General features: G+C 67.6%; 31 protein-coding genes and 1 pseudogene. 19 read left to right on the top strand and 13 right to left on the bottom strand.

Translation table 11 applies throughout. From position 1 onward, the window contains the following. The first annotated feature begins 34 nt into the window (after nt 1-34). The gene (locus CA606_RS17830; protein ID WP_096053309.1) at nt 35-1,318 is read left to right on the top strand and encodes a YceI family protein; all 1,284 of its coding nucleotides are present in this window, start codon (nt 35-37) and stop codon (nt 1,316-1,318) included. Then, nucleotides 1,249-2,226, top strand: coding sequence for an L-threonylcarbamoyladenylate synthase (locus CA606_RS17825; RefSeq protein WP_096053310.1), 978 nt, complete (start codon nt 1,249-1,251; stop codon nt 2,224-2,226). Before CA606_RS17830 ends, CA606_RS17825 begins: the two co-directional genes overlap by 70 nt. On the opposite strand, the gene CA606_RS17820 is transcribed toward CA606_RS17825, so the two are convergent. Beyond that, entirely contained in the window at nt 2,223-2,615 is a 393-nt protein-coding gene (locus CA606_RS17820; RefSeq protein ID WP_096053311.1) for a type II toxin-antitoxin system VapC family toxin, read from the bottom strand. The genes CA606_RS17825 and CA606_RS17820 overlap by 4 nt on opposite strands. Beyond that, nucleotides 2,612-2,896 carry a type II toxin-antitoxin system VapB family antitoxin gene (locus CA606_RS17815; protein WP_096053312.1) on the bottom strand — a complete coding sequence of 95 codons (285 nt, stop codon included), beginning with the start codon at nt 2,894-2,896 and terminating at the stop codon, nt 2,612-2,614. The genes CA606_RS17820 and CA606_RS17815 overlap by 4 nt, the downstream gene beginning before the upstream one ends. A gap of 65 nt (nt 2,897-2,961) precedes the next feature. Between CA606_RS17815 and CA606_RS17810 the strand changes: the two genes are divergently transcribed. Further along, complete coding sequence (locus CA606_RS17810) at nt 2,962-4,371, top strand: FAD-binding oxidoreductase (RefSeq protein WP_096053313.1); 1,410 nt, start codon at nt 2,962-2,964, stop codon at nt 4,369-4,371. Here CA606_RS17810 and CA606_RS17805 read toward each other — a convergent pair. The 3 genes from CA606_RS17805 to CA606_RS17795 are packed head-to-tail and all read right to left on the bottom strand — an operon-like array spanning nt 4,368 to nt 5,465. Next, nucleotides 4,368-4,676: a hypothetical protein gene (locus CA606_RS17805; protein WP_096053314.1), complete on the bottom strand. Its 309-nt coding sequence runs from the start codon at nt 4,674-4,676 to the stop codon at nt 4,368-4,370. The two genes, CA606_RS17810 and CA606_RS17805, sit on opposite strands and share 4 nt — an antisense overlap. 43 nt (nt 4,677-4,719) lie before the next feature. Next, complete coding sequence (locus CA606_RS17800) at nt 4,720-5,016, bottom strand: transcriptional regulator (protein WP_096053315.1); 297 nt, start codon at nt 5,014-5,016, stop codon at nt 4,720-4,722. Further along, on the bottom strand, nt 5,013-5,465 hold the full coding sequence (locus CA606_RS17795) for a hypothetical protein (RefSeq protein ID WP_096053316.1): 453 nt from the start codon (nt 5,463-5,465) through the stop codon (nt 5,013-5,015). Before CA606_RS17795 ends, CA606_RS17800 begins: the two co-directional genes overlap by 4 nt. 135 nt (nt 5,466-5,600) lie before the next feature. Between CA606_RS17795 and yaaA the strand changes: the two genes are divergently transcribed. The 7 genes and pseudogenes from yaaA (at nt 5,601) to CA606_RS20375 (ending at nt 10,825) form a co-directional block, all read left to right on the top strand. Further along, nucleotides 5,601-6,368 carry a peroxide stress protein YaaA gene (yaaA, locus tag CA606_RS17790; RefSeq protein WP_096053317.1) on the top strand — a complete coding sequence of 256 codons (768 nt, stop codon included), beginning with the start codon at nt 5,601-5,603 and terminating at the stop codon, nt 6,366-6,368. An 85-nt stretch (nt 6,369-6,453) separates the two neighbouring features. Beyond that, a complete protein-coding gene (locus CA606_RS17785) occupies nt 6,454-7,251 on the top strand; it encodes a 3-hydroxybutyrate dehydrogenase (protein ID WP_096053318.1) in 798 nt (265 codons plus the stop codon). A gap of 71 nt (nt 7,252-7,322) precedes the next feature. After that, nucleotides 7,323-8,384 (top strand): patatin-like phospholipase family protein, encoded by a 1,062-nt coding sequence (locus CA606_RS17780; RefSeq protein WP_096053319.1) that lies wholly within the window; start codon nt 7,323-7,325, stop codon nt 8,382-8,384. A 9-nt stretch (nt 8,385-8,393) separates the two neighbouring features. Beyond that, nucleotides 8,394-8,813, top strand: a complete 420-nt coding sequence (locus CA606_RS17775; RefSeq protein ID WP_096053320.1) for an NUDIX hydrolase — start codon at nt 8,394-8,396, stop codon at nt 8,811-8,813. A 121-nt stretch (nt 8,814-8,934) separates the two neighbouring features. Next, a complete protein-coding gene (locus CA606_RS17770; protein WP_096053321.1) occupies nt 8,935-9,702 on the top strand; it encodes a site-2 protease family protein in 768 nt (255 codons plus the stop codon). A 64-nt stretch (nt 9,703-9,766) separates the two neighbouring features. Further along, nucleotides 9,767-10,549 (top strand): SDR family NAD(P)-dependent oxidoreductase, encoded by a 783-nt coding sequence (locus CA606_RS17765; protein WP_096053322.1) that lies wholly within the window; start codon nt 9,767-9,769, stop codon nt 10,547-10,549. Nucleotides 10,550-10,602: 53 nt separating this feature from the next. After that, nucleotides 10,603-10,825: pseudogene (locus CA606_RS20375) on the top strand (hypothetical protein). A gap of 7 nt (nt 10,826-10,832) precedes the next feature. Here CA606_RS20375 and CA606_RS17755 read toward each other — a convergent pair. Continuing rightward, nucleotides 10,833-11,345 carry a winged helix-turn-helix transcriptional regulator gene (locus CA606_RS17755; protein WP_096053959.1) on the bottom strand — a complete coding sequence of 171 codons (513 nt, stop codon included), beginning with the start codon at nt 11,343-11,345 and terminating at the stop codon, nt 10,833-10,835. Between the two features lie 85 nt (nt 11,346-11,430). Between CA606_RS17755 and CA606_RS17750 the strand changes: the two genes are divergently transcribed. Both CA606_RS17750 and CA606_RS17745 read left to right on the top strand, forming a co-directional pair. Beyond that, on the top strand, nt 11,431-12,084 hold the full coding sequence (locus CA606_RS17750) for a glutathione S-transferase family protein (RefSeq protein WP_096053323.1): 654 nt from the start codon (nt 11,431-11,433) through the stop codon (nt 12,082-12,084). 68 nt (nt 12,085-12,152) lie between these two features. Then, the gene (locus tag CA606_RS17745) at nt 12,153-13,118 is read left to right on the top strand and encodes an NAD(P)H-dependent flavin oxidoreductase (RefSeq protein WP_096053324.1); all 966 of its coding nucleotides are present in this window, start codon (nt 12,153-12,155) and stop codon (nt 13,116-13,118) included. Here CA606_RS17745 and CA606_RS17740 read toward each other — a convergent pair. Further along, nucleotides 13,115-13,870: a Crp/Fnr family transcriptional regulator gene (locus tag CA606_RS17740; protein ID WP_096053325.1), complete on the bottom strand. Its 756-nt coding sequence runs from the start codon at nt 13,868-13,870 to the stop codon at nt 13,115-13,117. The two genes, CA606_RS17745 and CA606_RS17740, sit on opposite strands and share 4 nt — an antisense overlap. A gap of 113 nt (nt 13,871-13,983) precedes the next feature. Between CA606_RS17740 and CA606_RS17735 the strand changes: the two genes are divergently transcribed. Beyond that, entirely contained in the window at nt 13,984-14,523 is a 540-nt protein-coding gene (locus CA606_RS17735; RefSeq protein ID WP_096053326.1) for a hypothetical protein, read from the top strand. A gap of 100 nt (nt 14,524-14,623) precedes the next feature. Here the strand turns inward: CA606_RS17735 and CA606_RS17730 are convergent, their stop codons facing one another. Continuing rightward, nucleotides 14,624-14,851, bottom strand: a complete 228-nt coding sequence (locus CA606_RS17730; RefSeq protein ID WP_181242918.1) for a hypothetical protein — start codon at nt 14,849-14,851, stop codon at nt 14,624-14,626. A gap of 162 nt (nt 14,852-15,013) precedes the next feature. Here CA606_RS17730 and CA606_RS17725 point away from each other — a divergent pair, with 162 nt between their 5' ends. The 5 genes from CA606_RS17725 (at nt 15,014) to CA606_RS17705 (ending at nt 18,723) form a co-directional block, all read left to right on the top strand. Continuing rightward, nucleotides 15,014-15,442: a TIGR02301 family protein gene (locus CA606_RS17725; protein WP_096053327.1), complete on the top strand. Its 429-nt coding sequence runs from the start codon at nt 15,014-15,016 to the stop codon at nt 15,440-15,442. Nucleotides 15,443-15,477: 35 nt separating this feature from the next. Continuing rightward, entirely contained in the window at nt 15,478-16,452 is a 975-nt protein-coding gene (locus tag CA606_RS17720) for an SPFH domain-containing protein (protein ID WP_096053328.1), read from the top strand. A gap of 4 nt (nt 16,453-16,456) precedes the next feature. Beyond that, nucleotides 16,457-16,918, top strand: coding sequence for an NfeD family protein (locus CA606_RS17715; protein ID WP_096053329.1), 462 nt, complete (start codon nt 16,457-16,459; stop codon nt 16,916-16,918). A 102-nt stretch (nt 16,919-17,020) separates the two neighbouring features. Continuing rightward, a complete protein-coding gene (locus tag CA606_RS17710; RefSeq protein ID WP_096053330.1) occupies nt 17,021-17,965 on the top strand; it encodes an ABC transporter ATP-binding protein in 945 nt (314 codons plus the stop codon). Continuing rightward, on the top strand, nt 17,962-18,723 hold the full coding sequence (locus CA606_RS17705) for an ABC transporter permease (RefSeq protein WP_096053331.1): 762 nt from the start codon (nt 17,962-17,964) through the stop codon (nt 18,721-18,723). The genes CA606_RS17710 and CA606_RS17705 overlap by 4 nt, the downstream gene beginning before the upstream one ends. 160 nt (nt 18,724-18,883) lie before the next feature. Here CA606_RS17705 and CA606_RS17700 read toward each other — a convergent pair whose 3' ends face one another. Together CA606_RS17700 and CA606_RS17695 are read right to left on the bottom strand one after the other, a co-directional pair. Beyond that, entirely contained in the window at nt 18,884-19,372 is a 489-nt protein-coding gene (locus tag CA606_RS17700) for a recombinase family protein (RefSeq protein ID WP_096053332.1), read from the bottom strand. 88 nt (nt 19,373-19,460) lie between these two features. Further along, entirely contained in the window at nt 19,461-20,315 is an 855-nt protein-coding gene (locus CA606_RS17695) for an SDR family oxidoreductase (RefSeq protein ID WP_096053333.1), read from the bottom strand. A gap of 78 nt (nt 20,316-20,393) precedes the next feature. On the opposite strand from CA606_RS17695, the gene CA606_RS17690 reads away from it, so the two are divergent. Beyond that, nucleotides 20,394-20,861 (top strand): winged helix-turn-helix transcriptional regulator, encoded by a 468-nt coding sequence (locus tag CA606_RS17690; RefSeq protein ID WP_096053334.1) that lies wholly within the window; start codon nt 20,394-20,396, stop codon nt 20,859-20,861. On the opposite strand, the gene rnhA is transcribed toward CA606_RS17690, so the two are convergent. The 3 genes from rnhA to ispH form a co-directional block, all read right to left on the bottom strand. Further along, complete coding sequence (gene rnhA / locus CA606_RS17685) at nt 20,858-21,307, bottom strand: ribonuclease HI (protein ID WP_010921194.1); 450 nt, start codon at nt 21,305-21,307, stop codon at nt 20,858-20,860. The two genes, CA606_RS17690 and rnhA, sit on opposite strands and share 4 nt — an antisense overlap. Beyond that, nucleotides 21,307-22,257, bottom strand: coding sequence for a homoserine kinase (gene thrB / locus CA606_RS17680; RefSeq protein WP_096053335.1), 951 nt, complete (start codon nt 22,255-22,257; stop codon nt 21,307-21,309). The genes rnhA and thrB overlap by 1 nt, the downstream gene beginning before the upstream one ends. A 415-nt stretch (nt 22,258-22,672) precedes the next feature. Then, the gene (gene ispH / locus CA606_RS17675; protein ID WP_096053337.1) at nt 22,673-23,632 is read right to left on the bottom strand and encodes a 4-hydroxy-3-methylbut-2-enyl diphosphate reductase; all 960 of its coding nucleotides are present in this window, start codon (nt 23,630-23,632) and stop codon (nt 22,673-22,675) included. Between the last annotated feature and the right edge of the window lie 25 nt (nt 23,633-23,657).

The raw sequence follows: 23,657 nt of genomic DNA, 5'->3' as shown, positions 1-23,657 counted from the left end.
GGCTCTAGCTCACCAAGGGATCTGGGAGAGTCGCATGGCCGAGAACCGGACGCGCTACACGACGGTGGCGATCGCGCTGCACTGGCTGATCGCTGCGGCCATCATCTTCCAGATCATCCTTGGCTGGCGAGCGGGGGACGGGCCCAAGGGGCCCGCGACCTTCGCCATGATGCAACTGCACAAGTCGATCGGGATCACGATCCTGCTGCTCAGCCTGGCGCGTCTGGGCTGGCGGTGGGTCAATCCCGCCCCGCCGGGGCCGGCCGGTCAGCCCCGCTGGGAGCAGATCGCCTCCAAGGTGGTGCATGTCGGCTTCTATGTGATCATGATCGGTCTGCCGCTGACGGGCTGGATCCTGGTCTCGACCAGCCGGACGAACCTGCCGACGATCCTGTTCGGCGCGATCCCCTGGCCGCACCTGCCGCTGCTGCCGGACCTGGCCGCTGGCCCCAAGCACCTATGGCACGAGATCGGCGAGATCGGCCACGAGGTGCTGGTCAAGACCACCTATCTGCTGCTGCTGTTGCACCTGGGCGCGGTGGCCAAGCACCAGATCCTCGACAAGGACGCGGTGTTCCAGAACATGGCCCCGGGCGCCAAGCCAGGCTGGAAGGAGCCCCGCCTGTGGCTGGCCGCCGCCGGTTTCGCCGCGATCGTCGCCGCCGGCTACCTCTACACCCCCAAGACCGCGCCGAGCGCGCCGCCACCCGCGCCGGTCGAATCCACGCCGGCCGCCGAGCCTGTCGCCGCGCCGACCGCGACGACCGGTCCGGCCGCCGCGCCGGAGGCGACCGCCGCGCCGCCGGTCAGCGACCTCAAGGACCCGGTCGCCTGGACCGTTCAGAAGGGCGCCACGCTCGGCTTCACCGCCACCTGGTCGGGCGCGTCCATCGAGGGCCGCTTCCAGCGCTGGACCGCCGACATCCAGTTTTCGCCCGAGGCGCTGGACCGCTCCAAGGTCACGGTCGGCGTCGACCTGGCCTCGGCCGAGACCGGCGACGCCCAGCGCGACGCCAGCCTGACGGGTGAGGATTTCCTCGACAGCGCCGACCACCCCAAGGCCGTCTTCACCGCGACCAAGTTCCGCAAGACCGGCGAGGGCCGCTATGTCGCCGACGGCAGTCTCGACCTTCGTGGCGTGAAAAAGCCGCTCAGCCTGCCGTTCTCGCTGAAGATCGACGGCGACACGGCGACCGCCAGCGGTGTAACCACCCTGGACCGGACGACGTTCGGCGTGGGACAGGGCGAATGGGCTTCGACGGACGAGATCGCGGCGCAGGTGAAGGTGAGCTTCAAGCTGACCGCCAAGCGGAAGTAGGCGCCGCCGCCGAGGCGCTGCGCGCCGGCGGGCTGGTCATCCTGCCCACCGAGACCGTCTATGGCCTGGGCGCCAACGCCGCCGATCCGACCGCCGTGGCCGCGATCTTCGAGGCCAAGGGCCGGCCGCGCTTCAACCCGCTGATCGCCCACGTCGCCGACCTTGAGACCGCCGCGCGGATCGCCGCGTTCGACGATCGCGCCTATGCTCTGGCGCGGGAATTCTGGCCGGGGCCCCTGACCATCGTGGCGCCGATCCGCGACGCCGAGGCCGTCTGTGATCTGGCGCGGGCGGGCCTCGACACGGTGGCGATCCGGGTGCCGGGGCATCCCCTTTCGCGCGCCGTGCTCGCCGCCTTCGGTGGCGCGGTCGTCGCGCCGTCGGCCAATCGCTCGGGACGGCCCAGCCCCACCACCTATGACGACGCCATGGCCGAGACCGGCGACAAGGCCGCCGCCAGCCTCGACGGCGGTCCTTGCGCCGTGGGCCTGGAATCGACGGTCGTCTCGGTGCTGGAGGGCGAGGTGCGGCTACTGCGACCCGGTGCGGTCACGCGGGTCCAACTGCAACAGATCGTCGGTCGCCTGGCTGAGGCGCAGGACGACGCCAAGCGCTCGCCGGGCCGGCTGGCCACGCACTATGCGCCCGACGCCCCGGTGCGGATCAACGCCAAGGCGCCGGAGGCGGGCGAGGCCTATCTCGCCTTTGGTCCCTGCCCTGAAAGCCCACGCGTGTTCAATCTCAGCCCCACCGGAGACCTCGCCGAGGCCGCCGCCAACCTGTTCGCGTTCCTGCGCGCCGCCGATCGCATCCGGCCCAGCGCCATCGCGGTCGCGCCGATCCCCGAAGAGGGCTTGGGCGAGGCGATCAACGACCGCCTGCGCCGCGCGGCGGGGTATGTCGGCTAAAGCGCCGAGCGGACGTCGGTTTGGCTGAAGTCGTCGCCCTTGTAGAGCAGGGGTGCGTCGAGCGCCTTGGCCAGGGCGTAGGCGAAACAGTCTGACAGGTTCAGCCGCGCGGGGTTTCGCCCCCTGCCGTAGCGCAGGTAGGCGTCCAGCGCGGCGGTGTCGATGACGGGAGCCTTTGCGATCTCGACGCGATACAGGGCCAGCCAGTCGTCCAGATCGTCGCGAGACGGCATCAGGTTGCGTCCAAGCAGCACCATGCCCAGCTCGACATAGGTCATGGGCGAGATCACGACGTCGTCAGCCGCTTCAAGCGCTTCTATCAGCGCGTCAGCTTCGGGTTCGTCGAGGGCGATCGCCACAAGCGCCGAGGTGTCGACGACCACCGTCACGACGGGTGATCGTCCAGGCCGGGTATGAAGTTGATCTCGTCGTAGTCCGCCTGAGTGATGGGCGGGAGCAGGCCGGCGCGCGCCTCGGGCGTGAGATACTTGCGGGTAATCGCCTTCATCTCTTCGACGCTGCGACGACGACGGGGCGGCGTCTCGGCGCGCTTGGCCGCCAGCCGTTCCTTGACTGCGATCTCGACGGCCGTGGTCAGGCTCTCGCCGGTCAGCGCCGCCAGTTCGCGCACGGCGCGCTCAGCCTCGGGGTTCTTGATCAGGATGCCCATGCGCGCCTCCGTATAGACCGCAGTATATACTGACAGCCGCCCCCTCGAAAGCGTATCCTGCCCGCATGACCAAGCCCGTTCCCGCCGATGTCGTGTCCCGTCTTAAAGCCGTGCTCGGCGAAGGCGGATGGAGCCAGGATCGCGACGTGATCGCGCCCAAGCTGGTCGAGTGGCGCGGTCGCTGGCAGGGCGAGACGCCGCTGCTGGTCACGCCGCGCTCGACGGCCGAAGTGGCCGCCGTGGTCGGGATCTGCGCCGCCGAGGGCGTGGCGATCACCCCCCAGGGCGGCAATACCGGCCTCGTCGCCGGTCAGATTCCGCGCGGCGAGATCCTGCTGTCGACCCAGAAGCTGACGGCGATCCGCGACGTTGACCCGATCGACGACGCCATGGTGCTGGAGGCCGGTGTCACGCTTTACGAAGCGCACCAGCAGGCCGCCAAGGTCGGCCGGCGCTTCACGGTGGGTGTCGCCTCGGAAGGCTCGTGCACGATCGGCGGCCTGATCTCGACCAACGCCGGCGGCACGGCGGTTTTGCGCTATGGCATGATGCGCGAGCAGGTGCTGGGTATCGAGGCGGTGCTACCCAACGGCGAGGTCTGGAACGGCCTCAAGCGCCTGCGCAAGGACAACACCGGCTATGACCTCAAGCAGCTGCTGATCGGCGCGGAGGGCACGCTAGGGATCGTCACCGCCGCGTCGCTGAAGCTGCAGGCGCTACTGGCCTCGCGGGCCGTGGCGATCGTGGGCCTGGCCTCGCCGGGTGACGCCATCCAGCTTCTGGCGCGCGCCAAGGACGAGACCGGCGGCGCGGTCGAGGCTTTCGAACTGATGGGGCGGCTGGGCTTTGAACTGACCGTCCGCAACGTGCCGGGCCTGCGCGATCCGCTGCCCGAGTCGCACCCCTGGTATGTGCTGATCGAGATCGCCAGCGGCGAGCCCGGCGCGGCCGAGGCGGCGCTGGAGCGCTTGCTGGCCGGCGCCCTGGAGCGCGGCCTGATCGCCGACGCGGCGGTGGCGCAGACCGAAACCCAGATGAAGGCGTTCTGGCATATCCGCGAGGGCCACTCCGCCGGCCAGAAGCCGGAAGGGGCGGTGTGGAAGCACGATGTCAGCGTGCCGGTCTCGAAGATCCCCGCCTTCATCGGCCAGGCCAATGCGGCGATCGAGACGGCCTTTCCCGGAACCCGTATCGTCGCCTTCGGCCATGTCGGCGACGGCAATGTCCACTACGACGTGCTGCAGCCCGTCGGCGGCGATGGCGACGCCCACGAGGCCCAGCGCGAGGCCGGGGCCAAGATCATCCACGACATCACCGCCGCCTTCAGCGGCTCGATCAGCGCCGAGCATGGCCTGGGCGCGATGAAGACGGCCGAGGCCCTGACCTACAAGGACCCGATCGAGGTCGCGGCCCTGCGGGCGATCCGAGGGGCGCTGGACCCCAAGCGGATCATGAACCCCCGGGTTCTTTTCTAGGCGGCTGGCTTGGCCTGCGCCCGCTTGCGGGCGCGCAGCCACAGAGCCAGCATGACCAGGAGCGCGCCGCCAGGGATCGTCGACCGATGGAAGCCCGGCTGCGTGCCCGGGATCAGATTGATCGCCAGCGGGATGAAGCCCCACCGCCCGCTCGCCTGCTCCATCCAGAACGCGCCCACCCCGATGAAGCACGCCACCGCCCAGAGCGGACGGAACTTCAGCGTTCGGTCGCGAAGCACGAAGAACAGGGCGACCAGCATCGGGATCGGCCAGGCGAGGGCTGCGGCGAGGCCAAGGGTTTGCATGCCCGGCTGGATAGCCTCGTCGCTCCCTGAGGTCGAGGCGTTGTTACGCCTCGGGAACGCCCGCCATCATCGCCTTGAGGGCGGCGAGGTGACCCTTTAGCGCCTTGCGGCCTTCACTGCTCAGCGACAGCCACGTGCGCTGGCGGCCCTCGGACGCGGCCTTCTTGACCCGGACATAGCCGGCCTCTTCCAGCGTCTTCACGTGCTTGCTGAGCACCGACTCCGAAACGTCCAGAGCCTCGCGGACGGTGGCGAAGTCGATGGTGTCCACGGCCGCCAGCATGCAGCACATCTGCAGGCGGTTGGGGGCGTGGATCACCGGATCAAGCGCTCCGCTCACCGGCGCCCCCCGTCGCGAAGATCGGCGCGGAAGGCGGCCTCCCAGACGAAGCCGCCGATGGTCACGATCACGGCGATCAGTCCTGCGAACACGAACGGCGCCAGCGTCTCTTTCCGGGTGTGGAGCAGCCAGGCCGAGAGCAGCATCAGGCCGGTGGTGATCGTCGCCAGCCCCACGGCGATCCACCGGGTCCGTCCGGCGCGATAGCCGCTGACCCAGAGGCCGGTGCGCTTGATGTAGGCGCGGACCAGCAGCACGACGCCGGCGATAAACACGCCGTAATAGGCCAGCATGCCGGGAACTGGCGCGGCCTGGACGGCGCAAAGCCCGCCCATCAGTAGCCCCAGGGCCGGATGATACCAGACCGGCGCCTTGGCGCGCTCGGCGAGGTCGGCGTTGGCGGCCTCAAGTTCGGCCAGCATCCGCAGGGCGTCTTCGTCTCGGGTCATGGCGACCTCCTTACTTTCCAGTGCGGAAAGTCATAGCTCTCGACTTTCCATGTTGGCAAGTGAAAACTTTCCGATCTGGAAAGTGATCATCGCCAGCCCTAGCGCCGGACCCTGGAAGCCTCTATCTCCCCGCTCATGCTGATGGTCATCTCGCCCGCCAAGTCGCTGGACTTCACCGCTCCCCAAGCGGTGCTGCCGCTCACGACCCCTGAGCTGAAAGCCCAGATCGCCGAGCTGGCCAAGGTGACGCGCAAGCTGACGGCGGCGGACCTCAAGCGCCTGATGCATATCTCCGACGCTCTGGCGACGTTGAACCGCGAGCGCTTCCAGGCCTTCGACCCGCAGGTCGAGGAAGGGCTGCAGGCCGTGATCGCCTTCAACGGCGACGTCTATGCGGGGCTGAACGCCCGCGAGCTGGACCGCCCGGCCCTGGAGTGGGCGCAGGATCACCTGCGGATCCTGTCGGGCCTCTATGGCGTCTTGCGCCCGTTCGACGCCCTGCAACCCTACCGCCTGGAGATGGGCACGCGCCTGAAGACCAAGAAGGGCGCCAATCTCTACGACTTCTGGGGCGAGACGATCTCCAAGACGCTGAACCAGGCGGCCGAGGGCCACGCCGATCCCACCCTGGTGAACCTGGCGAGCCAGGAATATTTCGGCGCCGTCGACGCCAAGGCGCTGAAGCTGCCGGTCGTCACCTGCCACTTCAAGGAAGAGAAGGGCGGCGAGCTGCGCGTGCTGGGCTTCTTCGCCAAGAAGGCGCGCGGCCGCATGGCGCGTTACGTCATCGACAACCGGGTCGATCAGGCCGAAGCGCTGAAGGGCTTCAACCTCGACGGCTATCGTTTCCAGCCCGGCCTTTCGACGGACGCCGACTGGGTTTTCGCTCGCCCGCAGCCCTAAATTCATCTATCGATGAATTTATAACCGCTCGCCCTTCGCAGGGGCGAGCTATATGCTGCACCGCAGCACTAGAGGGAGCGCGTGAATGGCCGTCGATTTCGGTTTGCAGGGGCAGGTCGCCATCGTCACCGGTTCGACCAGCGGCATCGGTCACGCGATGGCCGACGCGCTCGCCGCCCAGGGCTGCAACATCGTCATGAACGGCCTGGGTGAAATGAACGCCATCGAGCGCGCCCGCGCCGAGATGGCCGAGACCCACGGCGTGGAGGTGCTCTACCACGGCGCCGACATGACCAAGCCGATCGAGATCGCCGACATGGTCCGCGCGGCCAAGGCCGAGTTCGGCGAGCTGGACATCCTCGTGAACAACGCTGGCGTTCAGCACGTGGCCCCGGTCGAGGACTTCCCGGACGACAAGTGGGACCTGATCATCGCCGTGAACCTGTCCTCGGCCTTCCACGCCACCAAGGCGGCCGTGCCGATCATGAAGGAGCAGGGCCGGGGGCGGATCGTCAACATCGCCTCGGCGCACGGCCTGGTGGCCTCGCCGTTCAAGGCCGCCTATGTGGCCGCCAAGCACGGGATCATGGGCCTGACCAAGACGGTCGCCCTCGAGGTCGCCCAGCATGGGATCACCTGCAACGCCATCTGCCCGGGCTTTGTGAAGACGCCGCTGGTCGAGGCTCAGATCGCCGACCAGGCCAAGGCGCGCGGCATTTCGGAAGAGGCGGTGATGCGGGACGTGATCCTGGCCAGCCAGCCGACCAAGCAGTTCGTCACCTTCGACCAGCTGAACGGCATGCTGCTGTATCTGGTCTCGGACCTGGGCGCCTCGGCCAATGGCGCGGCCTATCAGATCGACGGCGGCTGGGTCGCCCAATAGGCCCTCGATTTCGGGCGCCAAGCGCCGGGAGGAAGCGTTACTGATCGGGGGCTGGTCCTTCGCGAGGTCGCATGCCGATTCCACCGTTCAAGAAGAAGCCCTCCGGCCCCAAGGGGCTGAGCCTGGCGCTCCAGGGCGGCGGGGCCCACGGCGCCTTTGAGTGGGGCGTGCTGGATCGCCTGCTCGAGGAAGACGATCTGGAGATCCGCGCCGTCACCGCCGCCTCGGCCGGGGCGATGAACGCGGTCTGTCTGGCCCAAGGCCTGATGGATGACGGCCGTGCGGGGGCGCAGGCGCGTCTGGAATCGTTCTGGCGCAATGTGAACCGGGCCGGCGGCCGCAACGTCTTTGGCGACACCGGCATCTGGACCAATGTGTTCGGCGGCGGCGTCGACTGGCTGAAGAACACCCCCGGCTGGCGGATGGCCGAGACCCTGGCCCTGTCGCTCAGCCCCTACGAGTACAATCCGTTCAACCTGAACCCCCTGCACGACGTGCTGGAGGGCGAGATCACCTTCAGCCGGATCCGGGGCGCGTGCCCGATCAAGCTCTACATCTCGGCCACCCAGATCCGGACCAGCAAGTCGAAGGTCTTCCGCGAGACCGAGCTGACCTCGCACCACATCATGGCCAGCGCCTGCCTGCCGCAGCTGTTCCAGGCGGTGGAGATCGACGGCGAGCCCTATTGGGACGGCGGCTTCCTGGCCAATCCGCCGCTGTGGCCGCTGTTCTACGACGATACGCCCGACGACATCCTGATCGTCACCCTCAACCCGTTCGTCCGCGAGGAGACGCCCAAGTCGCCGGGCGAGATCATGGACCGCCTGAACGAGATCACCTTCAACGCCTCGCTGGCCTCGGAGCTGCGGGCCATCGGCTTCGTGCAGAAGCTGCTGGACGAGGGCCTCCTGAAGGACACCGCCCGCGGCCGCTACCGCCGGATGCTGGTTCACGCCATCACCGCCGACAAGCCGCTGGCGGACCTGTCGATGTCGACCAAGTTCAACACCGAATGGAGCTTTCTGACCGATCTGAAGGATCGCGGTCGGGCGGCGGCGCAGGCCTGGCTGGACGATTGCGGCGATTGCGTGGGCGTGAAGTCCAGTGTCGATCTGAAGGTCGGCTTCCCTTAAAGCTTGGGCATGAGCCATCCCGTTCCCACTGTCGGCGTCGTCTGTCTTAGGGGCGAGGAGGTCTTGCTGATCAAGCGCGGCACCCCGCCCAGGCTTGGCCAATGGAGCGTGCCTGGCGGGCGCCTGGAATGGGGCGAGGCCCTGCAGGACGCGGCGCTGCGCGAACTGAAGGAAGAGACCGGCGTCGACGCGGAGCTTCTGGGCCTGATCGACGTGATCGACGGGGTGTTCCCCGCGCGGCCGGGCGGCGAGATCACCCGCCACTACGTCCTGATCGACTACGCCGCCCGCTGGACCGGCGGCGACCCCGTGGCCGGCGATGACGCGGCCGAAGCGCGGTTCGTGACCCGCGATGAGGCGATGGTGCTGGTGGAGTGGGAAGAGACGCGACGGGTGATCGCGGAAGCGTTTGAGAGGTTTGGGCGGTAGGCGTAATGCATTGAAATCCCTCTCTCCATGAGAGAGGGATTGCGGTTGGCCCTCCGCCCGTCCGCGAAACGACACCCAGACTCCGCTTGCGCTCCCGGCCAAGGTCCCCGACATCAGGGTCATGACTATCCTCGAAGCTCCCGCCCGGCCGCGTGCGCCGATCAGTCCCAACGCCCTGATCCTGATCGCCGCGGTTCTCGGCCTCGGATGGGCTGTGGCGAGCGGGGTTCAGCCGCTGGGCGTGATCACCTTCGCCTTCGTGGCCGCCGCCTGGGTGCTGAGTGTCGGGATCCACGAGTTCGGTCACGCCTTCACCGCCTACAAGGCCGGCGACACCACGATCGTCGAGAAGGGCTATCTGACCCTCGATCCGCTGAAATACTCGGACCTCTTCACGACGATCATCATCCCGCTGGTCGCCCTGGCCCTGGGCGGCATCGGCTTTCCGGGCGGGGCGGTCTATCTGCGCGAGGACCTGATGCGCTCGCGCGGCTGGCGGTCGCTGGCCTCGCTGGCCGGACCGCTGGGAACGCTGGTGGTGCTGGTCGTCATCGCCGTCAGCCTGCCGCTCGCGACCGCCAGCCCGCCGCTGTTCAACGCCCTGTCGCTGCTGGCTATGCTGCAGGCCAGCGCGCTCGTCCTGAACCTGCTGCCCGTCCCGGGCCTGGACGGCTATGGCGTCATCCGCCCGTTCCTGCCCGAGCGGGTTCAGACCGGCATGATCAAGGTCGAGCGGGTGGGCTTTCTGATCCTGTTCGCGCTGATCTTCTGGGTCCCCGGGGTCAGCGACTTCATCTTCGCCGCGGCCCTGACGATCACTGACCTCTTGGGCGTTTCGCGGCCCGCGATCGGCGAGGGTTGGCGAACCTTCCACTTCTGGGGCTCTTGACCTTCGGCCTCTGACCCCCTCTCCTTCAAACAAGCGTTTCAAGAAGAATGAGGGAGGGTTCGTCATGGCCTATGCGCCGTTCAACCTGTCGGGAAAGGTCGCCCTGGTCACCGGCGGCAATCGGGGCATCGGGCTTGGCATGGCCAAGGCCATGGCGCAGGCCGGCGCCGACATCGTCATCTGGGGCTCAAACCCCGAGCGCAACCTGGCCGCCGAACAGACCCTGACCACGCTGGGCGTGCGGGTGAAGGCCCAGACCGTCGACGTCTCGGACGAGGCCCAGGTCCGCGAGGGCATGGAAGAGGCCGTCGCCGCCATGGGCCGGGTCGACAGCGTCTTCGCCAACGCCGGCATCGGCTATGGCTCGCCCTCGTTCGTCGACATGAGCACCGAGGTCTATCGCAAGGTGCTGGCGGTCAATCTGGACGGGGTGTTCTTCACCCTGCGCGAGGCCTGCCGCCACATGGTCGAGCGCGCCAAGGCCGGGGATCCGGGCGGCTCGCTGGTCGGCGTCGCCTCGCTGGCGGCCATCGAGGGCGCGGCCCGCAACGAGGCCTACGCCGCCACCAAGGGCGCGGTGATCTCGATGATCAAGTCGGTCGCCGTCGAGCACGCCCGCTATGGCGTACGCGCCAACGCCATCCTGCCCGGCTGGATCGCCACCGACATGACCGCCGGCGCCCAGGCCAACTCGGCCTTCGCCGAGAAGGTCATCCCGCGCGTGCCGGCCCGCCGCTGGGGCGAGCCCGAGGACTTCGGCGGTATGGCTGTCTATCTGGCGTCGGACGCCTCCAGCTATCAATCGGGCACGACCCTGGTGATCGACGGCGGCTATTCGATCTTCTAGCGGCTTGATTTTTGGACTCTGAGGTCCATTAAAAACCTATTGAAAACAGGGGGTTGCGCGGGCGGCCCGTCAGTGTGAAGCTTCCTCCCACGGCAGCCTGGACGAGAAGATCCGGGCGCCGACGAGGAAACGAGAGAGATGACGCCCCAAGACGTTGTCAGCCTGGCTCCGCCGCGCGGCTTCCTGTTGATGCTGGCCCTGGCCGTCACCAGCATGCTGGCCTGCTTCTGGACGCACCACGCGGATCTGGAAGCCGAGCTGGTTCGGCGCGACTAGGGGGCGCTCAAGACTCCGCCGAAACGTCCGCCGCCGTCTCGGCCAACACCTTTTCGTACGCCGCCTGCAGTTCCGCGCTCACCCGCCGGGCAGGCGGCGGCGCACCCAGGTGGATCGCCCTCAGCTCGTCCATGAGCGCCGCCCACATCTCGGGCCCGCCGGCCTCCATAAGCTCGGCGCGGATCGCCAGCGCCGGCGTGGTCGGCGTATGCCGTCGACCCCAGGCCCCGATCTGCGCCATCAGCGGCACCAGCTGGATTGACGGCTCTGTCAGGCTGTAGACGGCCTTCTGCTTGTGGCTGGGATCATCGACCCGCGACAGCAGGCCATTGGCCACCAGGCGCTTGAGGCGATCGGCCAGGACGTTCGACGCGATGCCTTCCTCCGACTGGCTCAGCAGTTCGCGATAGTGGCGGCGGCCGCCGAACATCACGTCGCGCAGGACGATCAGGCTCCAGCGGTCGCCCAGCAGTTCAAGCGTCAGGTTGATCGGGCAGCCCGAGCGGAGGGTGTTCGACATCATCGTATCCAAAACTGCTTGCGATGTAGGATCGGTATGGCTAGATGGCAACCGCTTGCGAAACGCAATCAGATTGAGGCCGCCCGTGACCCTGTCGCTCTATGCCCATCCGTTCTCGTCCTACTGTCAGAAGGTGCAGATCGCGTTCTATGAGAACGCCGTGCCCTTCACCTATCGCCTGTTGGGTCCCGAGGATCCCGCCGCGATGGAGGAGCGCCAGGCCCTGTGGCCGCTGGGACGCTTTCCGGTGCTGGTCGACGACGGGGTGACGGTGGTGGAGTCCAGCATCATCATCGAGCATCTGCAGCTCTATCACCCGGGGCCGGTGAAACTGCTGCCGGATGATCCCAAGGCGGCGCTGAAGGTGCGCTTTCTGGATCGCTTCTTCGACAACTACGTGATGACGCCGATGGCGGTTCCGGTCTTCGAGGCCATCCGTCCCGATGGCGGGCGCAAGGAAGCGATGGCGGAAGCGGCCGTCGCCCTCGATACGGCCTACCAGTGGCTGGAAGAGCATCTCGCCGGCCCCTGGGCGGCGGGCGAGGATTTCACGATGGCCGACTGCGCGGCGGCGGCGTCGCTGTTCTACGCCGACTGGGTGCGGCCGATCGGCGAGGCCTTCCCAAAGGTGCGCGCCTATCGCGCCCGGCTGCTGGCCCGGCCGTCGATCAGCCGCTGCGTCGAGGAGGGCCGGCCCTATCGGCACTTCTTCCCGCTGGGCGCGCCCGATCGGGACTGACCTCGCGGCACGCTTGTGAGGTGGCGGCCACGCCCTGATCCTCGCCCGATAAACGGGGAGAAACGACCATGGGCCTGCGCACGCCGCTGTGTGATCTGCTGGATATCGAGCATCCGATCCTGCTGGCCGGCATGGGCGGGGTGTCCTACGCCCCGCTGGCCGCCGCCGTCTCCAACGCCGGCGGCTATGGCGTCTTGGGCATGGCCGGCACCAGTCCGGACTTCATCCGTGCCCAGATGCGCGAGGTCAAAAGCCTGACCGACAAGCCGTTCGGTGTCGACCTGCTGGCCGCGACGCCGGATGCGCTGACCGCTTCGGTCGAGGTCATCATTGAGGAAGGCGCCTCGTCTTTCGTGGCGGGTCTGGGCGTGCCCATGCCGATCATCGAACGGCTCAAGGCGGCGGGCCTGAAGGTGATGGTCGTCTGCGGGGCGGTGAAGCACGCCGTCAAGGCCGAGCAGGCGGGCTGCGACGCGGTGATCTGCCAAGGCGGGGAGGGCGGTGGTCACACGGGTCTCGTCGGCACCCTGCCGCTGGTGGCCCAGGCGGTCGAGGCGGTGAAGATCCCGGTGGTCGCCGCCGGCGGCCTGCATGACGGCCGCGGGCTGGCGGCGGCCCTGGCGCTGGGCGCGCAAGGCGTGTGGATGGGCACGCGGTTCATTGCCTCGCATGAGGCCCATGCCGGCGATCTCTATCGCCAGGCGGTGGTCGACGCCGCCGACGAGGATACGGTCCGCACGCGCTGCTACTCGGGCAAGCCGATGCGGGTGAAGAAGAACTCCTATGTCGACGACTGGGAAGCGCGGCCGGGCGACATCCAGGCCTTCCCGCAGCAGGCCATGGTCTCGATCCGCAATGGCGCCATGGGCGGCATCGGCGGCCAGATCGAGGGCCTGGACGCGGCCAAGTCGTGCTTCGCCATGGGCCAGAGCGCCGGCGGCGTGCGTGAGGTCCTGCCGGCTGGCGAGATCGTCAAGCGGCTGATGGCCGAGGCCGAGACGGCGCTGGCCAGGGCCTCGGCCTTCAGAACCTAGAGCTCGACCTTCGGCAGGAGGCGGTGGAAATGGGCCTCGACGGCGTCGTGGCACTCGCACGCCCGTTTTTCGAGGGCGGGGCGATCCAGCACCTCCAGGCGACCCCGGCCGATATGGATGATCCCGGCGTCCTGCAGCGTTCGCGCCACGGTGCTGATCGTCGTGCGCTGCACGCCCAGCAACTGGGCCAGGGTCTCCTGGGTCAGCCGGATCGGCGCGTCGCCTGAGCGGTCGTGCGCGAACAGGAGCCAGCGACACGCCCGCTGCTCGATCGGGTGCAGGGCGTTGCAGGCCACCAACTGCATCATATGGGCGATCATCACGTCGGCGTAGCGATCGAACAGGTCGGCGACGGCGGGGACGCGCGTCTTGACCTCTTCCAGTTGTGTCGTCGGCAGGCTGAAGGCCTGACCGGGCGTGCGCACGACCGCGCGGCCATAGGCGGGCTTGTAGCCGGCGCTGACCACACCGCCGATCGCGCCTTCCCGGCCGACGCTGGCGGCTTCGATCTCCTGCCCATCGGCGGTGATCACCAGCAGCGACACCTGGGTCGGGCCGCAGGGCAGGTAGGTCGTCTCCACGTCGTCACCGGAGTCGAACAGCGTTGCGTCGATCGCGAGCTCGATGGGCGTGAGCAGCGGCGCCAAAGCGGCCAGGGCGTCGGGCCGCAGGGCCGCGAGCAGCCGATTGGTGGAGAAGGGCGGCGGCTTGCCGTCGGCGGCGGTGCGGACAAGGCTGGCGATAGCGGTCATGGGGCCCTTCCCTGATGGTGGGTTCCTATCAAGCGCGCCACGCACGGCTTAGTTTCCCATGGACGACGAGACTCTTCCGAAGCACGCTCCCACCGATCGCGGGGGAGACGGCGATGATCGCGCGAAAGCACTTGAGGCGGCGGCTTGGTCAGTACGGCGCGTTATGGCTGGGCGGGTTTGTCGGCACGCTTGTGGTGACGGCCGTCATGGTCTTTGGCGTGCGCACGCCGCTGGCGGCGGCCGCTGATCTCGTCCTACCGATCGCCTTGGCTCTGCTGGGGCTGGCGGTGATCGCCGGGGTCGGGATCACGGTGGTCAAGGACGTCGGCCTGTCGACCAAGTCGCTGATCACGGCCTTGGCGCTCTTGCTGGTGTTGCCGCTGCTGTGGGCGCCGGTGCTGGCGGTGGTGGTCACCGCCGCCATCGCCGGGGCGTCGGTGGAGTACTCGACCGCCTATGCCGAGTTCCGGATCGCGGTCAGCAACCTGATCTATCCGCTGGCCGCCATACTGGGCGAAGACCCGCTGATCAGCCTCGTCTGGCAAGCGTTCCAGGTCGTCGCCTCCATCGTCGGGGCGATCGCGTCGACCTTGCAGGTCTGGCGGTTCGTCAAGCCGCTACTGTATGGCCCCGATGAGGCCGAAGCCGCCTAGAGCGTTTCGCGACCTGACTACGTCAGGCCGCGCGCTTTAGGTTTCTGCTTTGACGCATTTTTCTTCACGCGAACCGGGACCACTTCGCTCGAAAAATGCGCTAGCTCAAAAGCGTCGGGCCGGGGAACACCCAGTCGTCTTCCTGCTCATGCAGCATCACCGGCAGGCCAAGGCCCGCTGGAAACTCCGCCAGGCGACGTACGGCCGCCTGAGCCTCGCCTCGCGTTTCATAGGCGCCGAACCGAAGGTTTTCACCGACGATCGCCCAATGGTCGCCAACCCGCACAACGCCGTAATGCACCTCAGTCATGGTCAGACCTCCTTGCAGTATCCACAGGGAAGACCCGATCCGTGGCGATCGCAAGGCCTTTATTTTGCGAACTTTTTTCTGCACTGCGGCGAAACTTGTCCCCAAGCGTCACCGCATTTGCGTTCGCGCGTTGGGAGGCGTGGTCGTGACAGCGGCCCGGGAGTTGGCGATAACCAGCCTATGTCGCGTCCGTTCCTCATTGGCCTCTGTCTGGCGAGCCTGATCGCCGCTCCGGTCCTGGCCCAGGAAAGGGCGCCGGAGGACCGCCAACGCTTGCTGGATATCGCCTACGCGCTGGGCGAAAGCCACGCCCTGCGTCAGACCTGCCAGGGCGAAGGCGACCAATACTGGCGCTCGCGCATGGTGCGGCTGACCGAGGTGGAGCAGGCCGACCAGGCCTTCGACGCCCAGATGCGTGAACGGTTCAACACCGGCTTCGCCTCGCGCCGCAGCGAGTACCCGATCTGTGATGACGCCAGCCGCAAGGCCGAGCAGGCGGTGGCGCGCAAGGGCCAGGCCCTGGCCTTGAAGCTGTCCCAGACCATGCGCGAGGTCCGCGGCGTCGCCCCGGCGCCGGATTCCGTGGCGGTCGACCCAGGAGCGCGCTAACCTCCATCCAACTTCAAGTTGGGGGAGCGACCGTCTTGGGCGGCATCGTCGTACTGGTTTTCCTGGCCTTCGCCTTCGTGCTGCTGTTCAGCGCGATCAAGATCGTGCCGCAGGGCCGCGAGTTCACGGTCGAGCGCTTCGGCCGCTACACGCGCACGCTCAAGCCGGGCATCTCGATCCTGACCCCGTTCTTCGAGACGGTGGGCCGCAAGGTCAACATGATGGAGCAGGTCCTGGATGTGCCCCAGCAGGAGGTCATCACCAAGGACAACGTCTCGGTGAAGGTCGACGCGATCGTGTTTATCCAGGTGATGGACGCTGCGGCGGCCGCCTATCGGGTCGACAACCTGATGTACGCCATCACCCAACTGGCTCAGACCAACCTGCGCACCGTGGTCGGCTCCATGGAGCTGGACGAGGTGCTCAGCCAACGGGACGCGATCAACACCCGCCTGCTCTCGACGATCGACCATGCGACCGGTCCGTGGGGCGTGAAGGTCGCGCGGATCGAGATCAAGGACCTGACCCCGCCGCCGGACATCACCAACGCCATGGCTCGCCAGATGAAGGCCGAGCGCGAGAAGCGTGCGGTGATCACCGAGGCCGAGGGCGAGAAGCAGTCCCAGATCGCCCGCGCCGAGGGCCAGAAGCAGTCGGCGATCCTGCAGGCGGAAGGCCGCCGCGAGGCGGCGTTCCGCGACGCCGAGGCCCGCGAGCGCGAAGCCGAGGCCGAGGCCAAGGCGACGGCCTTCGTCTCCGAGGCCATCGCCAAGGGCGACGTCAACGCGATCAACTATTTCGTGGCCCAGAAGTATGTCGAGGCCTTCGCCGAGCTGGCCCGCAGCCCGCAACAGAAGACCGTCATCGTCCCCGCCGACTTCGCTGGCCTAACCGGTACGGTCGCGGGCGTGGGCGAGCTGATCAAGTCGCTCGGCGCCGACGCGTCGCGTCCGACCCCGCCCGCGCGGGGGGCGACCAGCGCCCCCGTCGGCGGCAAGCGCGGAGAGTAACGGAATGGACGCGATCGTCGGCTTCCACGCCCTGCATCCCTTCTGGCTGTGGCTGGCCGTCGCGGCCGCCTTCCTGGCGGTCGAGGTCGCCACCGGCACGGGCTGGCTGCTATGGCCGGCCGCCAGCGCCTTTGTCGTCGGCGCCATCGCCCAACTGCTGCATACGAGCTTCGTGATCGAACTTGGCCTGTTCGCGGCGCTGGCGATCGCCTCGACCTATTTGGCCAAGCGCTATCTTCGACCGGTGCTGGAGGCCACGGGGCCGGATCTGAACGATCCGATGCAGCGGCTGGTCGGCCAGCGCGGCCAGGTTCTGTCGACCTTCGAGCAGGGGCGCGGGCGCGTCTTCATCGACGGCAAGGACTGGGCGGCCGAGACTGACGAGCCGATCCCGGCGATCAGCCAGGAAGTCGTGGTCGTCGGGGTGGACGGCGCGACCCTCAAGGTGCGCAAGATACCGACCTGAGGTCGCGGCTGACAGATCGCGGCGCGCGGCCCTGTTATCTTGCCGCTGCGTCACCATCTAGCGCTGACTGGCCAAGCTTGGGCCGCGCGGCGCTGCATCGCCGTGTTTAGGGGAGACGGCGTGACTTCCATCATTTCAGTACAGGGTCTGACCAAGACCTATGCGTCGGGCCATCAGGCCCTCAAGCGGATCGACCTCGATATCCGGCAGGGCGAGATCTTTGCGCTCTTGGGGCCGAACGGGGCGGGCAAGACCACCCTGATCAGCATCATCTGCGGCATCGTCAATCCGAGCCAGGGCGTGATCCTGGCCGACGGCCATGACGTGGTCCGCGACTATCGCGCCGCCCGCACCAAGATCGGCCTGGTGCCGCAGGAACTGCACACCGACGCCTTCGAGACGGTGTGGGCCACGGTCAGCTTCTCGCGCGGCCTGTTTGGCAAGCCGCGCAACGACGCCCTGATCGAGAAGATCCTTCGCGACCTGTCTCTGTGGGACAAGAAGGACAGCAAGATCATGGCGCTGTCGGGCGGCATGAAACGCCGGGTGATGATCGCCAAGGCGCTGAGCCATGAGCCGACCATCCTGTTCCTCGACGAGCCCACGGCGGGCGTCGACGTCGAACTGCGTCGCGACATGTGGGAGATGGTCCGCGCCCTGCGGGAAAGCGGGGTCACCATCATCCTGACCACCCACTACATCGAGGAGGCCGAGGAGATGGCCGACCGGATCGGGGTGATCAACAAGGGCGAGATCATCCTCGTCGAGGACAAGACCGTCCTGATGCGCAAGCTGGGCAAGAAGCAACTGACGGTCCACCTGAAGGAGCCGTTGGCGGCTCTGCCGGCCGGCCTCGCCGATCCGCACCTGTCATTGACGAATGACGGCGCCGATCTCGTCTACACCTTCGACGCCCAGGCAGAGGACACCGGCATCGCCGACCTGCTGAAGCGCCTCTCCGAGCAGGGGATCGAGTTCAAGGACCTGAAGACCGACCAGAGCTCGCTGGAAGACATCTTCGTCAGCCTGGTGAGGGCCCCGCAATGAACCTCTATGCGATCAAGGCCATCTACAAGTTCGAGATGGCGCGGTGGTTCCGCACCCTGGCCCAGAGCGTCATCTCGCCGGTGCTGTCGACCAGCCTCTATTTCGTGGTGTTCGGCTCGGCGATCGGCTCGCGCATGCAGGCCATCGACGGGATCAGCTACGGCGCCTTCATCGTGCCGGGCCTGATCATGCTGTCGCTGCTCAGCGAGAGCATCTCCAACGCCTCGTTCGGCATCTACATGCCCAAGTGGGCGGGCACGATCTATGAGCTCTTGTCGGCGCCGGTGGCCTGGTACGAGACCGTGGCCGGCTATGTCGGCGCGGCGGCGACCAAGTCGATCTGCCTTGGCTTGCTGATCCTGGCCACGGCCCGGATCTTCGTGCCGTTCGAGATCGCCCACCCGTTCGTGATGCTGCTGTTCCTGGTGCTGACCTCGGTCACTTTCAGCCTGTTCGGCTTCATCATCGGGGTGTGGGCCGATGACTTCCAGAAGCTGCAGATCGTGCCGCTCTTGATCGTCACGCCGCTGACCTTCCTGGGCGGCAGCTTCTATTCGATCAAGATGCTGCCGGAGATCTGGCAGAAGATCACCCTGTTCAACCCGGTGGTCTATCTGATCAGCGGCTTCCGCTGGGCCTTCTATGGCCAGTCGGATGTGGGGGTGGGGATCAGCCTGGCCATGACGGCGGTGTTCCTGGCGGTGTGCCTGGGCGCGGTCTGGTGGATCTTCAAGACGGGGTATCGGCTGAAGGTCTAGGGGCCTCGCCCCACGGCTCAAAAGTCATAAAACCCGTGTCATCCCGGAAGCCTCGCAGAGGCTATCCGGGACCCAGGGGCCAAGCGCAATGCAGTTGCCCCTGGGTCCCGGCTCTTCGCTACGCTACGGCCGGGATGACACGACAAGGAAAGGCGTTGGCCTAGCCTTCATCTTCTTCGTCCTCGTCTTCCGCGTCCTCGGCCTCGGCCGGGGGCGGCGCCTTCAGGCCCTTCAACCCGCCCGCCTTAGCGCCCTTGGCGACCAGGGCGGTCTCGGCGCGGCGGACCATGGCGCGTTCGCCGTTGAAGGCGGCCAGGGCCTGGCAGGCCTCGAAGAAGCCTGGGTCCTCGCGCGTGTCGATCGGGGGCTGCTGGATCACCAGATGCAGGTCGCGGGCGCGCAGCTTCAGCACGGCGTCCATCACCGCCACCAGATCACCGCCCAGGGCGTGCAGGCTGGGAGCGGCCAGCACGCCGCCCGGCTCCAGCGCCTCAAGGGCGCGATCCAGCCCTGGACGCACCACGCCCGAGGCCAGGCAGCGGTCGCTGAACACCTGCTCGCAACCCAGCAGCAGCAGTCGCTCTTCCTGGGCGGGGCTGAAGAACACCCCCGGCGCAGGCGGGACGCGATAGTAGCCGACGATTTTCATCCCGGCTGAGTCGCAGACCCGCCGCGCCCTGGCGAGCGGAAAACCGCGACCGCCCACAGACTTCGCGAGCGGTCGCGGCGAGGTGGGGTTAGAGCGACTCCAGGACGCCCGCGACGAACGCCGCCCAGGGCGTGGTCGGACGACCGATCAGGCGCGAGAGCTGCCGACCGTCGTTGAACAGCCCGCCCTGGGCCGCGCCGATGTCCGATTGGGCGAGCATGGCGGCCACCGGCGGCGGCAGGCCGATGCTCTTCAGGACCTCGGCGTAGGCGGCTTCGGGCAGGTTGTTATAGGGCAGGTCGCGGCCGGTCTGGCGCGAGGCCTCGGCGGCGAGATCGGCCATGGTGAAGGCCTCGTCGCCAGCCAGCTCGTAGGTCTTGCCCGCGTGGCCTTCGCTGCTCAGCACCACGGCCGCGGCGTCGGCGTAGTCGGCCCGCGTGGCGGCCGAGACGCGGCCTTCGCCCGCGCTGCCGACGAAGGCGCCGGCCTGAAGCGCGCCGGTGATCGCGCCCGCGTAGTTCTCAAGGTACCAGCTGTTGCGCAGCAGGGTGTAGGCGAGGCCGGAGTCGCGGATCATCGCCTCGGTGGCGCGGTGCTCGACGCCCAGGCCGATCGGGGTCGTCTCGGCGTGCAGGATGCTGGTGTAGGCGATCCGCTTCACGCCGGCGGCCTTGGCGGCTTCGATCACGTTGCGGTGCTGGGGAATGCGCTGGCCGACCGCGTCGCTGGAGATCAGCAGCAGCACATCGACGCCCGCCAGCGCCGCCGTCAGCGTCTCTGGCTTGTCGTAGTCGGCGGCGCGAGCCTGGACGCCCAGGTCGGCCGCCTTGGCCGGATCGCGGACCAGGGCGACGAGGGTCTCGGCCGGCGCGCGGGTCTTCAGTTGTTCGATGACCAGGCGGCCCAGTTGGCCGGTGGCGCCCGTGACGGCGATGATCGTCATGTTCCTGCTCCTGTTTAGCGGATGATCGTCATCTAGGACCCTTGCTTACTTTTCATAAGTACGTACATGAAGGTAAGTATGGAAAAGCCCAACCCTTCTGAAACGGCCCCGCGCCGGCCGCTCTCCGAAGTCATCACTACCGGCGGCATGCAGGGGAACCTGATGGCGGCCGCCTGCCCCTCGCGGGAGGTGCTGAACCACGTCACCAGCCGCTGGGGCGTGCTGGTGCTGATGGCGCTCGAGAAGCGCACGCTGCGGTTCAGCCAACTGAAGCGCCAGATCGGCGGCGTCAGCGAGCGGATGCTGGCCCAGACGCTCAAACACCTGGAGAGCGACGGCTTCGTGCGCCGTCAGGCCTTCGAAGTTGTGCCGCCGCATGTCGAGTACAGCCTGACGCCTCTGGGCCTCGAGGTCGCCGAGCGGGTGCGGGGCCTCGCCGACTGGATCGAGATCAATCTTGGCCGCATCCTGCCGAACTGGGATCCGGATGTGCTGGCGACCTATGCGTCGGAGCCCGCAGCCGAGGCGCGTACAGCGGGCTTCTAGATCACCCGCGGATTGGCCTGGCGCAGGCCCTCATTGGCCAGGGCGTCGGCGCGTTCGTTCAGGGGGTGGCCGGCGTGGCCCTTGACCCAGCGCCAGTCGACGTCGTGCCGGGCGCGGGCCGCATCGAGCCGCTTCCACAGGTCGTCGTTCTTCACGGGGCTCTTGTCGGCCGTCTTCCAGCCGCGCGCCTTCCAGCCGCGGATCCACTCCTGGATGCCCTTCATCACGTACTGGCTGTCGGTGTGCAGCTCGACCACGCAGGGACGGTTCAGGAGCTCCAGCGCCTGGATGGCGGCCATCAGCTCCATGCGGTTGTTGGTCGTCCCCGGCTCGCCGCCGCAGATTTCCTTTTTCTTGTCGCCATAGAACAGGATCGCGCCCCAGCCGCCGGGGCCCGGATTACCCTTGCAGGCGCCGTCGGTGTAGATCGTGACTTTCGGCGTCATCAGAACAGCACGAGGCCTTCCCGGTGGACGGCCAGCTTCCGCTCGTATTCCAGCGGGTCCTTGGGCCTGACCAGCGCGCCGGCCGGGGTCGAGCCCCAGTCGGCCAGGCGGGTCAGGAAGAACCGCATCGCCGCGCCGCGCGCCAGGATCGGCAGGGCTTCCTTCTCGATCGGGCTCAAGGGCCGGCGACGCTCATAGCCGTTCAGCAACGCCTTGGCGGCGGTGATGTTGAAGCTGCCGTCGGCCTCGAAGCACCAGGCGTTCAGGGTCACGGCCACGTCGTAGGCGTAGGCGTCGTCGCAGGCGAAATAGAAGTCGATCGCCGCAGCGAACTTGCCGTTTGACTGGAAGAAGACGTTGTCGGGGAAATAGTCGGCGTGGATGACGCCGGACGGCAGATTGCGCGGCCACATCAGGGCCAGCTGCGCCAGGTCGTTGTCGATCGTCGCTGAGAGGCCCGGCTTCAGGTCCTCGGCGGCCTTGCGGTGCTTGGAAAACAGCGGCGACCAGGCGGCTTGGCCAAGATCGTTGGCGCGCCGGCCGGGATAGCCTTCGCCGGCCAGATGCAGCCAGGCCAGGCCCTCGCCGGCTTCGCGGCAGTGGGCGGCGGTGGGCTTGCGCACCGACAGGCCGGGCAGGAACTCGACGATGGCGGCGGGCTTGCCACGCAGGCTCGACAGCGTCGCGCCGCTACGGGTCGGGATCGGCCGGGCGCTGGGATAGCCCCTGTCGGCCAGCCAGGTCAGCATGTTCAGGAAATACGGCAGGTCGTCCGCCTTCACCCGCCGCTCGTAGACGGTGAGGATGTAGCGCCCCTTCTCCGTCTCCAGCAGGAAGTTGGAGTTCTCCACGCCCTCGGCGATGCCCTTGAACGCCAGCGGCGCGCCGAGGTCATAGCCTCCGAGGAAGGCTTCGAGTTCCTGGTCGGTGATGTCGGTATAGACGGCCATGCCGCCGGGATGCGTGAGCGGGCGCTGGCGGTCAAGGGGCTCCCTGCGTCCTTCGAGGCGCGCTCAGGCGCGCGCACCTCAGGATGAGGTGTTCAGCAACGGATTTCCTCATCCTGAGGTGTGAGCCGAAGGCGAGCCTCGAAGGACGCACAGAGAAAGAGCCGCGACCTTACTGGCGCACGCCGGGGCCGAAGACGCAGATCCTCCCCCCAGGGGGGAGGAGGCCGAAGGCCGGAGGGGGAAGACACTCTGAGCTTGCCCAACTCCCCCTCCGTCGGCTTCGCCGACACCTCCCCCGCTAGGGGGAGGATTTGGCCCCTCACCATCCTAGGCGGACATTCGAAGGTTCAGGTCCCACGCCAAACCCCGTCGTCCCGCGCAGGATGACCGATGACGTGACGACAGCGCCCGCTCCCTAAGCCGTCAGCAACCGCGGCAGCTTGAACGTAATCGTCTCGCGCGCCTCGACCAGTTCCTCCACCGTGGTGTCGAACCGCGCCGAGATCGCGTCGATGACGCCTTGCACCAGGTCCTCCGGCGCCGAGGCCCCGGCGGTGAGGCCCACGCGCGAGATCCCGTCGAACCAGGCCCAGTCGATCCCCGAGGCGTCGTCGATCAGGTGGGCGTCGCGGGCCCCGGCCTTCAGACCGACCTCTTTCAGGCGCACCGAGTTGGACGAGTTCTTCGAGCCGACCACCAGGATCAGTTCGGACTGCTCGGCCAGATGCTTGACCGCGTCCTGGCGGTTGGTGGTGGCGTAGCAAATGTCTTCCTTGTGCGGCGCGGCGATGCCGGGGAAGCGCTCGCGCAGCAAGGCCACCATGTCGGCGGTGTCGTCGACCGACAGGGTGGTCTGGGTCAGGAAGGCCACATTGCCGGCGTCCTTGGGTGTCCAGGTCGCCGCGTCGTTGATGTCCTCGATCAGGGTGACCGCGCCTTCGGGCAGCTGGCCCATGGTGCCGATCACCTCGGGGTGGCCGGCATGGCCGATCAGCACGATCTCGCGGCCGGCGTCATAGTGCTTCTGGGCCTCGACGTGGACCTTGGAGACCAGCGGGCAGGTGGCGTCCAGATAGATCATCTGGCGGGCCTTGGCCTCGGCCGGCACCGACTTGGGCACGCCGTGGGCCGAGAAGACCACGGGGCGATCGTCGGGCGCTTCCTCGAGCTCCTCGATGAACACCGCGCCGAGCGCCTTCAGACGGTCGACCACGTGGCGGTTGTGGACGATCTCGTGGCGCACATAGACCGGCGCGCCGAACTTCTCGACGGCGCGCTCGACGATCTGGATGGCCCGGTCGACGCCGGCGCAGAAGCCGCGCGGACTGGCCAGCACGAGGGAGATCGGGCGTCGGATCGGGGTCTGAGCGTTCATGGCGTGGAAACTAGCGTCTCGAAGG

The sequence above is a fragment of the Caulobacter vibrioides genome (assembly GCF_002310375.3).
Lineage (GTDB): Bacteria > Pseudomonadota > Alphaproteobacteria > Caulobacterales > Caulobacteraceae > Caulobacter > Caulobacter vibrioides_D.
This window is presented reverse-complemented; position numbering and strand designations above follow the sequence as displayed.